This is a genomic window from Haloplanus sp. HW8-1 (assembly GCF_023703795.1).
GTDB classification, from domain to species: Archaea; Halobacteriota; Halobacteria; order Halobacteriales; family Haloferacaceae; genus Haloplanus; species Haloplanus pelagicus.
Window position 1 is genome coordinate 3,331,175 of sequence record NZ_CP098518.1, and the last position, 13,292, is coordinate 3,344,466.

The 13,292-nt window shown below is 68.7% G+C and carries 15 protein-coding genes and 1 pseudogene; 7 read left to right on the forward strand and 9 right to left on the reverse strand.

Annotated elements, in window-relative coordinates; genetic code table 11:
- Positions 1 to 80 precede the first annotated feature (80 nt).
- Positions 81 to 977: a winged helix-turn-helix domain-containing protein gene (locus NBT82_RS17500; RefSeq protein ID WP_251329382.1), complete on the forward strand. Its 897-nt coding sequence runs from the start codon at positions 81 to 83 to the stop codon at positions 975 to 977.
- A 217-nt stretch (positions 978 to 1,194) separates the two neighbouring features.
- Here the strand turns inward: NBT82_RS17500 and NBT82_RS17505 are convergent, their stop codons facing one another.
- The 3 genes from NBT82_RS17505 to NBT82_RS17515 form a co-directional block, all read right to left on the reverse strand.
- Entirely contained in the window at positions 1,195 to 2,796 is a 1,602-nt protein-coding gene (locus NBT82_RS17505) for a COG1361 S-layer family protein (RefSeq protein ID WP_251329383.1), read from the reverse strand.
- Between the two features lie 118 nt (positions 2,797 to 2,914).
- Complete coding sequence (locus NBT82_RS17510; RefSeq protein WP_251329384.1) at positions 2,915 to 3,703, reverse strand: ABC transporter permease; 789 nt, start codon at positions 3,701 to 3,703, stop codon at positions 2,915 to 2,917.
- Complete coding sequence (locus NBT82_RS17515) at positions 3,696 to 4,580, reverse strand: ABC transporter ATP-binding protein (RefSeq protein ID WP_251329385.1); 885 nt, start codon at positions 4,578 to 4,580, stop codon at positions 3,696 to 3,698. The genes NBT82_RS17510 and NBT82_RS17515 overlap by 8 nt, the downstream gene beginning before the upstream one ends.
- 75 nt (positions 4,581 to 4,655) lie before the next feature.
- Between NBT82_RS17515 and NBT82_RS17520 the strand changes: the two genes are divergently transcribed.
- Genes NBT82_RS17520 through NBT82_RS17535 form a run of 4 tightly spaced genes read left to right on the forward strand, consistent with a single transcriptional unit; the run spans position 4,656 to position 7,000 of the window.
- Complete coding sequence (locus NBT82_RS17520) at positions 4,656 to 4,970, forward strand: MTH1187 family thiamine-binding protein (protein ID WP_251329386.1); 315 nt, start codon at positions 4,656 to 4,658, stop codon at positions 4,968 to 4,970.
- Between the two features lie 49 nt (positions 4,971 to 5,019).
- On the forward strand, positions 5,020 to 5,952 hold the full coding sequence (mch, locus tag NBT82_RS17525; RefSeq protein WP_251329387.1) for a methenyltetrahydromethanopterin cyclohydrolase: 933 nt from the start codon (positions 5,020 to 5,022) through the stop codon (positions 5,950 to 5,952).
- A complete protein-coding gene (locus NBT82_RS17530) occupies positions 5,949 to 6,440 on the forward strand; it encodes a double winged helix-containing putative transcriptional regulator (protein WP_251329388.1) in 492 nt (163 codons plus the stop codon). Before mch ends, NBT82_RS17530 begins: the two co-directional genes overlap by 4 nt.
- Before the next feature lie 53 nt (positions 6,441 to 6,493).
- Complete coding sequence (locus NBT82_RS17535) at positions 6,494 to 7,000, forward strand: DUF8056 family protein (protein WP_251329389.1); 507 nt, start codon at positions 6,494 to 6,496, stop codon at positions 6,998 to 7,000.
- Here the strand turns inward: NBT82_RS17535 and NBT82_RS17540 are convergent.
- From NBT82_RS17540 to NBT82_RS17550, 3 genes are read right to left on the reverse strand one after another with little or no spacing between them, the layout of a single operon-like run.
- The gene (locus NBT82_RS17540) at positions 6,997 to 7,671 is read right to left on the reverse strand and encodes a TVP38/TMEM64 family protein (protein WP_251329390.1); all 675 of its coding nucleotides are present in this window, start codon (positions 7,669 to 7,671) and stop codon (positions 6,997 to 6,999) included. The genes NBT82_RS17535 and NBT82_RS17540 overlap by 4 nt on opposite strands.
- Complete coding sequence (locus NBT82_RS17545; RefSeq protein ID WP_251329391.1) at positions 7,668 to 8,330, reverse strand: CehA/McbA family metallohydrolase; 663 nt, start codon at positions 8,328 to 8,330, stop codon at positions 7,668 to 7,670. Before NBT82_RS17545 ends, NBT82_RS17540 begins: the two co-directional genes overlap by 4 nt.
- Positions 8,327 to 9,025: a CDP-alcohol phosphatidyltransferase family protein gene (locus NBT82_RS17550; RefSeq protein WP_251329392.1), complete on the reverse strand. Its 699-nt coding sequence runs from the start codon at positions 9,023 to 9,025 to the stop codon at positions 8,327 to 8,329. Before NBT82_RS17550 ends, NBT82_RS17545 begins: the two co-directional genes overlap by 4 nt.
- Positions 9,026 to 9,266: 241 nt before the next feature.
- Between NBT82_RS17550 and NBT82_RS17555 the strand changes: the two are divergent.
- A pseudogene (locus tag NBT82_RS17555) lies at positions 9,267 to 10,481 on the forward strand (RNA-guided endonuclease InsQ/TnpB family protein).
- A 39-nt stretch (positions 10,482 to 10,520) separates the two neighbouring features.
- Here the strand turns inward: NBT82_RS17555 and NBT82_RS17560 are convergent.
- A complete protein-coding gene (locus tag NBT82_RS17560; RefSeq protein WP_251329393.1) occupies positions 10,521 to 11,105 on the reverse strand; it encodes a GNAT family N-acetyltransferase in 585 nt (194 codons plus the stop codon).
- 83 nt (positions 11,106 to 11,188) lie between these two features.
- Between NBT82_RS17560 and NBT82_RS17565 the strand changes: the two genes are divergently transcribed.
- Positions 11,189 to 11,659 (forward strand): DUF5812 family protein, encoded by a 471-nt coding sequence (locus tag NBT82_RS17565; RefSeq protein WP_251329394.1) that lies wholly within the window; start codon positions 11,189 to 11,191, stop codon positions 11,657 to 11,659.
- A gap of 14 nt (positions 11,660 to 11,673) precedes the next feature.
- Here NBT82_RS17565 and NBT82_RS17570 read toward each other — a convergent pair whose 3' ends face one another.
- Both NBT82_RS17570 and NBT82_RS17575 read right to left on the reverse strand, forming a co-directional pair.
- Entirely contained in the window at positions 11,674 to 12,468 is a 795-nt protein-coding gene (locus tag NBT82_RS17570; RefSeq protein ID WP_251329395.1) for an alpha/beta fold hydrolase, read from the reverse strand.
- 44 nt (positions 12,469 to 12,512) lie between these two features.
- Positions 12,513 to 13,220, reverse strand: coding sequence for a helix-turn-helix domain-containing protein (locus NBT82_RS17575; RefSeq protein ID WP_251329396.1), 708 nt, complete (start codon positions 13,218 to 13,220; stop codon positions 12,513 to 12,515).
- Positions 13,221 to 13,292: the final 72 nt, after the last annotated feature.

Below are 13,292 nucleotides of genomic sequence, written 5' to 3' on the forward strand. Positions count from 1 at the left end.
GCGGACTGCGTCCCGGAGATTGCCGAGACAGTCGCCGGGGGCCAAGCGTATATGTGCGCGTATCACGCACAGTGCGAACGGTGACCGAGGACACCGAGAGTCTGCGTCCGGACGACGCGTTCACGCTGCTGGCCGACCGGACGCGCATCAAGATCATCAGGGCGCTCGGCGACGCCTCGACGCCCGGCGTTCCCGAGACGCTCCCCTTCTCGGAGTTGCGACGCCGGGCGGACATCTCGGGGAGTGGTCGGTTCAACTACCACCTGAAACAGCTGGTGGGGCAGTTCGTCGAGGAGACCGACGAGGGCTATCGCCTCAGCTATCCGGGCGTCCGGGTGTATCAGGCGATGAAGGCCGGCACTTTCACCGAACGAGTGCGGATCGAGCCGTTCGAACTCGACGCGACCTGTCACGTCTGTGGCGCTCCGCAGGTGGCCGGCTACCACGACAGCATGTTTCGGGTGCGGTGTCGCGACGAGGCGGGCGACTGCGGCGCGGTGTTCTACAAGTATTTCTGCCCGCCGAGCAGTCTGACCGAGCGCGAACGGGCGGGCGTCCTCCGGGCGGCCAACCAGCGCATCCAGCGCGAGATCGCGTCGATGGCGAAGGGCGTCTGCCCCTGGTGTTGTGGGCGAATAGACGCTCGCGTCCTGCCGACGGACGCGGAGATGCCCCAGCGGGACAACCCGGCCATCGAACACCGCGTCCTCCACACCTGTGACACCTGCGACGGATCGCTCTATACGCGACTCGGCGGACTCGTGGTCAGCCATCCCGCCGTCGTCTCCTTCTTTCACGACCACGGCGTCGACGTGACGCGCCGGCACGTCTGGTCGCTCCCCTTCGCGTCCTCCGACGAGCGGACGACGGTCACGGGGAGCGATCCCTGGCGGGCCACGGTCCGGGTCGGCTGCGAGGGCGACGTCCTCCGCGTGCGACTGGACGACGAGCCCTCGGTGGTCGAGGCGTGTCGTTGAGCGGGGGCAGCCGATCCGCCACGCCGTTCCGGGGGCGAGTCCCGCCGCTACGTGGGCCCCCGAGACAGTCGTAGTGACGGGACTGTCCCGCGTCGGCGCGCCCGTGGTCGCCGACCGTCTCGACGTCCACCGGTTCGTGGGCGGTCGCGTCGCGGCCACGCCCGATTGATCGGTATCACACCGGACGGGGCTGGCGATCACTGGGAGCGGTGTCGGGCTACCGCCGGAGCCACCATCCGCCCCCGACGAGTAGGACGACGACGGCGACGATCCAAGCGGCGAGGACGGCCGTGTCGGTCGGCCCGGACGGCGCGGTGACGGTGACGGGGACCTCGTACGTGCCGACGGGGATCACCTCGCCGTCGGGTCGTTCGCCCGTGACGTTCATCGTCACCGAGGAGTGGGTCGGTACCGCGTCCTCCGAGACTGTGAGGCCGAACGCGAACGTCGCCGTCTCGTTGGGTCCCAGCGCCGCGACGTAGGCGTGTCGCGATTCGGTCGAGAAGGGCGCCGTGACGAAAATCCGGGCGACTACGTCCCGAAGCGGAACGCGCGCGACGTTTCGCACGCGGACGGCCAACCGGTTCTCCGTGTCGACGTCGACGGTGGCCGCCTCGGGCGTGACCACCAGCCAGTCCCGTTCGGGTGCGACCTGGACCGACGGTTCGAGCGGGTCGCTCACCTGCCGATTCCGGCGGTCGTCGCGGTACCTGACGGTGAGGTTCAACTGCTGGGTCGTGGGGGTCGCGCGGTCCGCGACGTCGACCTCGAACGTGAACGAGCGGCGCTCCCCGGGAGCGAGTCGCCCCAGTGCTACCTCGGCGTCCGTGGGATCGAGGTTCGGGTTCGACGACCGGTAGACGAGCACCGCGTCGTGGACCGTCCGCGGCCCGGTGTTCGTGATCGTCCCTCGGATCGTGCCGGGTTCGCCGACGTGGAGGACACCCGAGACGTTCGTCGTCGCGAACGTCTGCTCGACGAGGGGCGTGATCCCGGTCGTCACGTTGCGAGAGGTGCGCTCGACACCGTCGCGGTCCCGGTAGCTGACCCGGCCGGTCAGCGGATACTCGCGGACGACCGCGTCCGAGGTGGCGCTTGCGGTGAACTCGAAGGTTCGGTTCTCGCCGGGTGCCCACGTCCCCGCGAACGCCCGTGCACCGGTCGACTGCGATCCGAGACGGAGTTCCTCGGACGGGGCATCGAGTCGTAACGTCGCGTCGCGTGCGGGGGCGGTGCCGACGTTACGGACGGTGACCGAGACGTTGCCTCGACCACCAACGCCGACGGTCGAGGCGGCGTCGACGATCTCGAAACGCGGGACGTCTCGGATCGAGAGCGTCAGATAGTACCGCTGGTCGTGGTAGCTGTCGACGAACTCCGGCGGAGTGGTCCCGTAGTCGACGAAGAGAGTGTACGTGTACTGTACCCGGACGGGAATCCGGTAGGTTCCCGGCGTCGCGTCCTCGGCGACGGTGATCGAGACGGGGTACGGGCCGGCGGTTCCCACGGGGACGCTTCCCGCCGGATAGCGTCCCGTATTGACCTCGATGGGTGCCGAACCGGGCATGACGGTGAACGTCAGCCCGCGGGCGGTCGTCACGCGATCGACGTACTCCGACGGCCCGGCCCGCCGCAGGTCGCCGCTGTTCGAGAGGTACACCGGCAGGGAGACCTCTTCGCCGGGAGTCACCTGGTGGTCCGGGCTGAACACGGCGATCTCGGGGGAGCCGATGACCTGACCGGCACCGAGGGCCGGGGACACGGCCGCGAACAGGAGCGTCAGAGCCACGACCGCACCGAGGGCTCGTCGTCCAGTCATCGGCGCCGGCGGTCCGATCGCCGCGATCGACCTCGGTCGGCGGGCACCGGGAGGGGGACGTCCGCGTTCATGCCCCGGAGTGGCCCCCGACGGCGCATAAATGCATAGGCCGGGACCGCTACACGTCGCGTCGCTGGAAGTGACGGAGACTGGCGACCACCAGCGCGGTGGCGACCACGAGCAACAGGAGCGGATCGACGAGGTCGACGGTCTCGTGGAGGAGGATCGCGGTCGGATCGATATATCGGGTCGGACTGACTGCACCCAGCCACTCGGCGTCCGTCCCGAGCGTCACCGAATCGAGCATGAAGAGGAGGAAGACGAGCGCGATCCCCCCGCGCTGTGCGGTGTCACCCCGGTCGAGGACGACCGAGAGCAGCAGGCCGATGCCGCCACAGACGAGGAGGTACGGGACCGAGAGGAGGTGGACGACGACGAGGTAGTAGGGATCGAGGGGATAGTCGACGGCGACGGTGCCGCCGAACACGAACAGCGGCATCGTCAGGTTCAACACGGCGATGGGGAGGCCGAGGGCGAGGAACTTCTCGGCGGCCACGCGCTTGCGCGAGACGGGTGCCGCGAGCACCAGGTACAGCCGGCCGGATTCGACGTCGTCCGCGAGAACACCCCCGGCCGTGTACGCCATATAGAGGCCGAGCAGGAGGACCCAGATAGTCTGGTACACCTCCGCCGCGACGAACCCCTCGATGGTGGTGTACGTTTCCGCACCGAACCCTTCGCGGACGGACTCCGGGAGGGACTGGATCAGGGCGTCGATGTCGGCGCTCGACTCGGCGATGGTCGGGTAGATGTAGATGACCAGCAGCGCGAACGCGCCGAGCAGAACGGCGAGGGCGAGGGTTCCACGGAGGCGCTGGCGTGCCTCGTACCGCGTCGTCTCAAGCATCGTCGTCCCCGTAGAAATGCATGAAGACGTCCTCTATCGGCGGTTCGTCGATCTCGACGTCGACGATTCGTCGGGTGGCGAGGGCCTCGAACAGCGCGTCGTAGTCTCCGGTGAAAGTGAACTGGGCTTCGCGCCCCTCGGCGGCGAAGTCGACGACACCCTCGATCCCGAGTGCCGACTCCGTCAGGGGCCGCTCGGTGTGGACGCGGACGCGCTTGCCCCCGCGGGCCAGCAGTTCATCGACGTCCTCGACGGTGACCAGTCGGCCGTCGCGGATGATCCCCACCCGATCACAGACGCGGCGAACCTCACCGAGGACGTGCGAGGAGAAGAAGACGGTCGTTCCCCGGTCCCGTTCCTCGCGAAGAAAGCGGTTGAACGCCTCCTGTTTGAGCGGGTCGAGCCCGGAGGTCGGCTCGTCCATGACGAGCAGGTCGGGGTCGTGCATGAACGCCTGCACGATGCCGAGCATCTGCCTGTTGCCGGTGGAGTACTCCCGGATCTTCCGGTCGAGCGGCGGCGTGAACAGATCGAGCAGTTCGTCGCGGCGCTCGTCGCCCTTGAGTGCGGCCTGGTAGTCGAGAAACTCAGCGCCGGTGACCGAGGGCGAGAACGCCGGTTCTCCGGGCAGGAAGCCGATCCGGGCGCGTGTCTCCCGCAGGGCCGCCGCGTCGCGTACGTCGGCCCCGAGGACCCGCGCGGTGCCCGCTGTCGGCGACTGAAAGCCCATGAGTTGGCGGATCGTCGTCGACTTGCCCGCACCGTTCGGCCCGAGGTAGCCGAAGATTTCGCCGTGCGCGATGGAAAATTCGAGACCCTCGTTGGCCAGGGTGTCGCCGTACGCCTTGGTGAGGCCCTGCACCTCGATCGCAGCCATGCTCCCGTCCACGCGACGACGGGAGATATATCCCGGGTCGATAATGCCATCCCTCCGGCTGCCGTACCCACGCCCATGACCGTCGTTGCGCTGTTGAGCGTCGCACCGGTTCGGGAGGGGAGCATGGCCGACGAGGTGGCGGACGCGGTCGCCACACTGGACGAGTTCGACGTTGCTTACGAGACGAATCCGATGGGAACGGTGATCGAGGCCGACGACGTGGGCACGCTCTTTGCGGCCTGCGAGGCCGCCCACCGCGCGGTGGACGCCGACCGCGTGAGCACGGTGCTGAAAGTCGACGACAAGCGGACGAACGACGACCCGGCGGCGGCGAAAGTGGAGGGGGTCGAGGAGGCGCTGGGACGGGAGGCGCGGGGAGACCGGGAGTGAGCGGACGCCACCGACAACCCATTTAACCGAAAGCGCCCAACCCGCCGGCATGGAGAGTCTCAATCGGATGGCCGTCGAACTGGTCGACGAAGCCATCGACTTCGCCGGCGAACTCAACGTCGACGTGACCGAACTCGGGTCGGGGGCGACGGTCCTCGATTTCGGCGTCGAGGCGGCCGGTGGCCTCGAAGCCGGACTACTGCTCGCAGAGATCCAGACCGCGGGACTGGCGACGATCCAGACCCGCATGGACGAGGTGGCGGGGACGCCGTTCCCCCACGTCGAACTGACGACCGACAAGCCGGCGCTCGCCCTGCTCTGCTCGCAGAAGGCGGGCTGGGAACTGGTGGCCGAGGGCATCGACGGCCTCGGCTCGGGACCGGCGCGGGCGCTCGTCGGCGAGGAAGGCGAGTTCGAGGCAGTCGGCTACTACGACGAGTTCGACCTGACGGTGCTGACCGTCGAGGCGGCGACGCTGCCGGGCGACGGCACCGCCGAACAGGTGGCCGATCGGGCGGGCGTCGCCCCCAGCGGCGTGTTCCTGCCGACCTATCCGACGGGGTCGATGGCCGGCAGCGTCAGCGCCGCGGCCCGGGCCCCCGAACTCGCGCTCTTTCGTCTCTTCGAACTCGGCTACGACCCGACCGACGTGGTGTCGGCGGCCGGAAGCGCGCCGGTCGCGCCCGTCAGCCACGACGAAGGGGTCGCGATGGGCCGCACCAACGACGCGCTGGCCTACGGCGGGCAGGTGTATCTCCAGGTGCGCGAGGACTTCGATCGGTTCGACGAGGTGCCCTCGACCGCCGCCGCCGAGTACGACACCCCATTCGAGCAGGTGTTCGAGGCCGCCGACTGGGACTTCTACGAGGTGCCAGAGTCGGTCTTCGCGCCCGCACAGGTCACCGTCGACGTGATCGACGGGCCGACCTACGCGCTGGGCGAGACGAACCACGATCTGCTGGCCGAATCCTTCGGGCTGTGAAGTTCAAACTCGTCCCCGCCGCCCCCGACGAGTTCGGCGTCGTCGAACGCGCCCAGCGGGCGGTGCCGCTCGTTCCCGGCGCCGAGGACGACTGCTGTGCCCGCCTCATGTCCCGCCTCGATCTCCCGAGCCGCGACGTCGCGCGGACCTGGCTCACCTTCCTGCGCGCCCTCGACCTCGCCGCGGAGACGCCCTCGGGATTCCGGCGGACGGACGTCGAGCCGACGGTCGCGGGCTGTCGCGCGGCGCTGATCGATCGGGTGTTCGCTGCCGCGGCCGTCCGGGATGCGCTCGACGACGACCCACGAACCGCCGTCGCCGTCTTCGAAACCGTCCGCGGGACGGTACCCGCCTGGGAGCGGCACAAGAACCCGTCGCGCTGGGAGTCGGTCTGGCAGGAGCGCGTCGAGGACCTGCTCGGGTGGCTCGTGCTACTGGACGCCGCCGAGCAGGTCGACGACGAGCCGGCGCGGTACGTTCGCCGCTGACTCGCGCGATCGAATCCGGGTCCGTTAACTCGCCGCGACGACTACGGCCGGCGATGGCAGACGACTACGGCGGTATCGTCGGCGCCTTCCCCTACGCCTTCCGGGCGAGCGACTCGCGACTGTTCCGATCGTACGTCGTCCTCGGCGGACTGCTGACCGTCGCCGTTGCCCTGCTTTTCGTCACCGCCGTGATCGGTGTTATCGCGGGCACCGTCGGCGGCGGCGGAACGCTGACTCTCTCGCGGTCCTTCTTCGCGGTGGTCGGCCTGCTCGTGGTCGTCCCTCTCGTCGCTCCGGTGTTGTTCGTGGCGCGTCGTCACCGACGGGCGGGCGGGAGCGACGGCCGGTACGACGCCGGCCTCGCGGCGAGTGGCTACCTGTTCGCCCTGTCGCTGTACGTCGGCGTCGTCGCTTCGGTCCCACCCGCCCAGCAGGCGACGCCGACCGGGACGCTGGCGCCAGTCGTCGCGGCGCTGTACGGCCTGCCGCAACTGGTCGGGATCGGACCCCCGCTGGTCGCCGCTGGGCTCTTCTTGCTCGTACATCGCTGGCTCCGCTAGCCCGGGTCGGCGTACGAGCGCCCGGCGTAGACCAGTGCGGCGACGAGTGCGATCCCGGCGAGCGCCGTGAGCGCGGCCAGCGGTCGGGAGGCGGCCGCCCGGTTCCCGGCGTAGGCGACGAGTGCGAACGAGGGCGCCCGGCCGACGACGACCAAGATGAGGAGCGTTCGGAGACGCATCGTCGAGACGCCCGCGAGCGCACAGAGCAGGTCGTCGGGGAAGGTCGGAAGAAGAAAGAGAGCAAACAGCGCCAGGGGACCGGTGTCGTCGGCGATGGTGTCGAAGCGATCGACTGCGTCGGTGTCGAAGGTGCGCTCGACGAACGGGCGACCGAAGCGACGGGCGAGCGCGAAGGCGATTGCGCTCCCGATGGTGACCCCGAGCATGCTGTACAGGAAGCCGGGCCAGGTGCCGAACAGGTAGCCGCCGACGCCGCCGAGCGCCTGGCCCGGGACGGGCGCGACGACGACCTGGACGGTCTGGAGAGCGACGAATCCCAGGGGGGCGTACGGGCCAAGCGAGTCGAGGATCGCACGAAGCCATCGGGGGTCGGCCAGAAACGGGGCGAACCGCCAGAGAGCGAATGCGGCGACGAGGAGGAATGCGGTGACGAGAAGCGCCCGTCGGATCGCTCGGCGACGGGTGGCCGGCGAGGCGAACGGATCGATCACACCAGCAGCGCCGCGTTGGCGAGGTACTTCCGGAGGAACTGTCCGGTGGTGGTCCGGCGCCCACAGGGCGTCGTCCGGCCCGCTCGGATGGCGTCGAGGAGGGCGTCGGTAGTCAGCGGGTTGGCATCGACGGCCACCTCGGTGAAGCCGCGGCCGACGAGCGACGCGGAGTGGGCGTCGCTGGCACCGATACCGGGGAAGCTGTGGCGGCGGGCAAACGACTGCGCCTGCTCGTTTCGGACGCCGAGGAGGGTGTGGGCGTTGTGGACTTCCACGGCGTCGGGGGCGGCGTCCTCGATGGCCGACGCCGAGGCGCCGTGACGGGAGCGCTGAAACGGATGGGGGACGACGCTCAGGCCGCCGAGAGAGCGGACGGCGTCGACGGTGACGGGGAGCGAGCGCCCGGGGTCGGGTCGGCTCTCGACGCCGAGGGCGAGGAGGTGGCCGTCCGCCGTCGACACCTCGACGCCGGGCACGGCCAGCAGGTCGTAGTCGGGGGCGCGTTCGACCGCCCGGAGCGACGCCTCGATGGCGTCGTGGTCGGAAATGGCGAGGGCGTCCAGCCCCGCGTTCGCGGCGCGGTCGAGCAGGCGGTCGACCGGCGCGTCGGCGTCGTAGGAGGCCGCCGAGTGGACATGGGGATCGAACCGGACCGTCATACCGCCCCGAACTCGATGGCGAGGCTGAGCGCGACGGCGACGGAGCCGACTCCGGCGACCAGCCAGTGTCCCACGTCGGTTTTGTACGCCCGGTAGCGCGAGGTCATCAGCGGGCAGACGGCGACGACCGTCAGCCCCGCGAGCCAGCCGTTCCAGGGGTCGACAAGCGTGATCAGATAGTAGTTCGCCAGCACGACGACGTGAGTGTGGACGACGGTAGTGCCGACGTAGTAGCTCTCGTCGCCGTCGGAACCGAAGCCCTCGGTGGTGTGGCGGACGAGTCGGAGACCGCCGAACATCAGGAGGACGAAGCCGACGACGACGCTCACGACCGGGTGGGGCGCCATCGTGAAGTGATAGAGCAACGCGGCCGAGACGACGTAGACGAACACGTCGATGAACGAGTCGATGCCGCGTCCGAACCGGGAGACGGAGCCGGTGGTCCGGGCGTAGAAGCCGTCGAGTTTGTCGAAGACGAAGCCGCCGAGGACGGCCAGTATCGCCCAGTTCGGTTCGCCCCGCAGGAACAGGACGCCGCCAACCCACGCACAGAACAACGCGGCCAGACTCAGCCAATCGGCGCCGCCGAGGCGCCCGACCATGTTGCCGTCGCGCGACGATTCGATAACCCGACTCGCCCGGCCGTCGAGCCCATCGATCACACCCAGCATCGCGGAGAGTCCCTTGTTCGTCATGACGCCTCTACGCGAACGATCCAGCGCCCGAACCATAAATTTTCGCCCCGTGAGTATATAATATAAAGTTAAATATATACATTCCTCTCAGTATATATTCATCATCTTTCTACAAGCGGGAAACCCCGCCGTTTACCGCGGGGAGGAACGCGACACGGTGAGAAACAACCGCCGTTCGGTGGCCGACCGACTCCCCACACCAAACGCAACCTGCATGAATGTAAGGTTCTACACATGAAGTATGGCGGAGGTACGTCGCACGGTCGTCGTCAAACTCGATATGGACGACAGCGACGCGACTCTCCTCCACGGAACCGTCAAGCAGTACCTGTGGGCGTGCAACTACGTCGTCCAAGACGCGTGGCAGGACGACTACAAGCCCACCTCGAAAACCAAACTCCACGACCGGACGTACTCCGACGTTCGCGAACAGACACGGCTTCAAGCCAACCTCGTTCAATCCGCACGCAACAAAGCCGCCGAAGCCATCAAGGGCGTCGTCGCCCGCTGGCAGAACGGCAAGAAGGCGTCACAACCACACTTCACGACCCCATCCGTCAGATACGACAAACGGAGCGCGACGTTCTACGACGACCGCGTATCCCTCTCCACGGTGAACGGACGTATCGAAGCCGAATACGTCTTTCCACCAGAGGGAGACAACCCGCACACGAAGTTCCTCCACGACGACGACTACGAGGTCACGGGTGCGACGCTCCAGTACCGCGACGCGACGGACACCTTTTTTCTCCACATCGGAACAAAGGCCGATGTGGAGTCCGAGATACCGGACGAAGGCGACGCCGAGAACAGCACAGTCCTCGGCGTGGACCTCGGTATCGAACAGATTGCCGTCACGTCAACCGGAATGTTCTGAAGCGGCGACTACCTCAATCACCGCCGTCGGGAGTACGAGCGGGTGCGTGGCGACCTGCAACGGACAGGTACGGAATCAGCCCATCGAACCATCGAACGGATGGGCGACCGAGAAACACGGTGGGTCGAAGATTACCTGCACCGGATCTCGAAAGCCATCGTCAAAGAAGCCGTCGCGCACGACTGCGACCGGATAGCCTTCGAGGAGTTGACCGACATCCGCGACCGGATGCCGGGCGCCAAGAAGTTCCATACGTGGGCATTCCACCGTCTGTACGACTACACGGCGTACAAGGCCGAAGCGGAGGGAATCAAAGCCATGCAGGTAGACCCAGCGTACACGTCAAAACGTTGCTCGAAGTGCGGGACGACGCTGGACGAGAATCGTCCGTCACAAGCGAGGTTCTGTTGCCAGAAGTGCGGGTACGAGGTTAACGCGGACTACAACGCGGCGAAGAATATCTGATTTCGGCTACTCCGTGCGGAGCAAAAGTCTCCGCATGGAGGGGCGACACGTCACCTCGCCCTGAAGTCGGGGACGCTGAACGTGAATGGCGGCTACTCGCCTGCCACCCAGTAGGGTCGGCCAGAACGGGAGTTCACCGACAAGCTCCGCCCTTTAGGGCGGAGAAGGTGACTCCGCCGTGACCGGGCGTCGCCGCCGGCGGACGAGGGGGCCGAGGCGGTCGTAGGCGTGGCGTGCGACCCGTTCGTAGCCGCGGGACTCGAAGGTCCACTGCGACGGGCGGTTGTCGACGGCGATCAGCGCGGCGGCCGTGTCGGCGCCGTGGTCCGCGGCGGCGGCGTTCGCGGCGGCGACGAGCGCCGAAGCGATCCCCCGCTGGCGGTGGTCGCGGTCGACGTAGAGGCGGCGGACGTAGCCGCCGTCGAAGCTCATCTCCCGCCCGAGTTCCGGCACCGGTACCGTCGCCCCGGCGCTCAGGAACAGGTAGCCCGCGAGGGCGTCGCCGTCGACGGCCGTCAGGACCGTCTCCGCGTCGACGAGTTCCTCGACCGGCACGCCGTCGGGGAGCGCCGCGGGGTCGGCCGGCCCGATATCGACGCCGGCGGGCGGTGCGGCGTCGTCGGTCGGGAGGTCGGCCCGGTACTCGTAGAGACGGCTCACGGTGACACCCAAGTCGTCGAGGCGGGCGTGGAGTCGCTTGCCGAACCGGTTGCGCGTCACCCGCCAGAGCGGAAGCATCGACCGGTGGTCGCGGCGCGAGCGACAAAGATCATTCGCGCCGTGACGAAACGCCGAAACCCGTCGACCACCTACCGTCGCCCATGAGCGACGAGAAGACCGGGACCTTCCTCGCGACGGCGGCCGACGACGACTCGGCCATCCTCACCGACGTGGCGGACGGACAGGTCCACACGCTCGCGACGAATCCGGACGTGACCGTCGGCGAAGCGATCGAGGGGACGGTCACACCGGAACCGCCGCTGGAGGTGGCGTGGCGGCTCACCGACGTGACCGACCGGTGGACGATCAGCGTCGAGGAGAGCGCGGAGGCGCCGACGACGCTCGCCCGCGAGGTCGCGGCCGAGCAGGCAGTCGGCGAACTCACCCGCCGCGAGCGCGCGGGGACGGGCGAGGTTCACGTCCTCACCGTGTCGGAGGCGGAGACGGAATCGGCCGTCGCAGACGTGTTGGACGACACCGAGGGCCTCCGCTCGCGGGCGGCCCGCCTCGGCGTCGCCCGCGTCGTCGTGCGCTCGGAACCGGGCGTGGTGAGCGTGCGATACCTGCCGTAGCCCGGAAACTGTGTCTACGCGGTCCGGGGCGAGGCCGCCTTCAGGAACGCCCGTACCTCGGCGGCTACGCGGGCCGGCGCCTCGGTCGGACCGCCGTGGCCGACGCCCTCGATCTCGACGAGTCGGGCGTCGGAGAGGGCCTCGCTGATCGCGCGCACGCTGTCGTGGAGGTGGGCGGGCCCCTCGCTCCCGGCCAGAAGGAGTGCCGGCGCGTCGACGTCGAGCGAGTCGGGCAGCGGGTGAGCTTCGATCGCCCGGTTCATGCGAAGCGAGTTCTCGACGTGGTCGACGGGAGCGGGCCAGACCGGCCACTCGTCGAGCCAGGCGTCGAAGTCGTCGATCTCGCCGCCGTGGACCACCTCACGGAGGTGGAGCTTCGCCGCTCCCTCGCGGTCGCCGGCGTCGAGACGTGTCTGCATCCGGGCGGCCAGGTCGGCCGACTCGCGGTACTCGTCGTCGAGGTAGGCGGGCTCGAAGGCGACGACGCCCGCGACGGGCGCGCCGCGGGCGGCTTCGATGGCCTGGAGTCCGCCGAATGAGTGGCCGAACAGCACCGGCTCGCCCTCGACCGCGTCGATCACGGCCCGGGCGTCCGCTACCTCGCGTTCGATGCTGTAGGCCGCGGCGTCTCCGCTGTCGCCGCGGCCGCGGCGGTCCGGAACGACGACCGTGAAGTCGTCGGCGACGTGCGGGACGAACGGGTCCCAGTACCGCCGTGTCAGGCCGCCGTGGAGGAGGACAAGCGGCGGGCCGTCGCCGCGTCGTTCGTACGCGATGCGCGTGCCGTCGGCGGAAGTCACCGTCTGCATGACTGGATGCGCACATCGATCCGCCGTCGGCCAAACGCTGACTCTCAGTCGTGCGGGCCTTTATTAGCGTCCGGCAGGGGCGGCCACGTCGAGGCCACGGTCGTCTCGACGAGGTGGGTCTGGGCGCGGCGAAGCCGCTCCGAGAGCGAAGAGGCGGTGATCCCGAGTTCGGCGGCGACGTCGTCGAGCGATGCCCGCCGCGGGATCTCGAAATAGCCCATGCCGTAGGCGGTCCGAAGCGCCTCCCGTTGTGGATCAGTCAGGCCGTCGCCCGGCGCCGCCGGTTCGCCGTCCCGCGAGAGTCGCCGCAGCCGGAAGTCGTCGTTGCGCACCCAGAACGTGCGAAATTCGTCGAACGCCTCGCGATCGGCGAACCAGCCGTGCTGGATCCAGCCGTTCGGCGTGACGCGGATGCGATCGACGATGGCCTCGGTCGTCGCCAGCGCCCGGAGGTCGTCGAGGTCGTCGAGGTGGTCGTCGAGCAGGGCGTCCATCCCGACGGCGGGGCGGATCTTGTACCGGCGCGTCTCGCCCGCTCGCCCGACGAGCGTGTACGTCGCCACGAACGCCGCCGACTCGAAGGCCCGTTCGACCGCCGTCCCCGACTCGCCCGTCGCGTGGACGAGGAAAGGCGGGCGGTCACCGTGGTTGAACTGAATCTCCACCTCCAGCGTCGCCCCCGGGACGGCCGCGGCGACGCCGACGAGCGGCAGGTGCTCGCAGGTAATCTCGTACTCGGCGACGAGTCCCATACGTCCCGATGACCGGTAGCGCTAATGGGCGTGTCGGTGGCTCAGGGGGGGCGTCGTCCCGGAACGCGCCCG

Excerpts from the sequence above, each read along its gene's own strand:
- NBT82_RS17575 (WP_251329396.1), bottom strand. The coding sequence starts at position 13,220 with ATGGGACTCGTCGCCGAGTACGAGATTACCTGCGAGCACCTGCCGCTC.
- NBT82_RS17545 (WP_251329391.1), bottom strand. The coding sequence starts at position 8,330 with ATGACGGTCCGGTTCGATCCCCATGTCCACTCGGCGGCCTCCTACGAC.
- NBT82_RS17510 (WP_251329384.1), bottom strand. The coding sequence starts at position 3,703 with ATGCTTGAGACGACGCGGTACGAGGCACGCCAGCGCCTCCGTGGAACC.
- NBT82_RS17550 (WP_251329392.1), bottom strand. The coding sequence starts at position 9,025 with ATGACGAACAAGGGACTCTCCGCGATGCTGGGTGTGATCGATGGGCTC.
- NBT82_RS17560 (WP_251329393.1), bottom strand. The coding sequence starts at position 11,105 with ATGCTTCCGCTCTGGCGGGTGACGCGCAACCGGTTCGGCAAGCGACTC.
- NBT82_RS17520 (WP_251329386.1), top strand. The coding sequence starts at position 4,656 with ATGACCGTCGTTGCGCTGTTGAGCGTCGCACCGGTTCGGGAGGGGAGC.
- NBT82_RS17515 (WP_251329385.1), bottom strand. The coding sequence starts at position 4,580 with ATGGCTGCGATCGAGGTGCAGGGCCTCACCAAGGCGTACGGCGACACC.
- NBT82_RS17505 (WP_251329383.1), bottom strand. The coding sequence starts at position 2,796 with ATGACTGGACGACGAGCCCTCGGTGCGGTCGTGGCTCTGACGCTCCTG.
- NBT82_RS17565 (WP_251329394.1), top strand. The coding sequence starts at position 11,189 with ATGAGCGACGAGAAGACCGGGACCTTCCTCGCGACGGCGGCCGACGAC.
- NBT82_RS17535 (WP_251329389.1), top strand. The coding sequence starts at position 6,494 with ATGGCAGACGACTACGGCGGTATCGTCGGCGCCTTCCCCTACGCCTTC.
- mch (WP_251329387.1), top strand. The coding sequence starts at position 5,020 with ATGGAGAGTCTCAATCGGATGGCCGTCGAACTGGTCGACGAAGCCATC.
- NBT82_RS17570 (WP_251329395.1), bottom strand. The coding sequence starts at position 12,468 with ATGCAGACGGTGACTTCCGCCGACGGCACGCGCATCGCGTACGAACGA.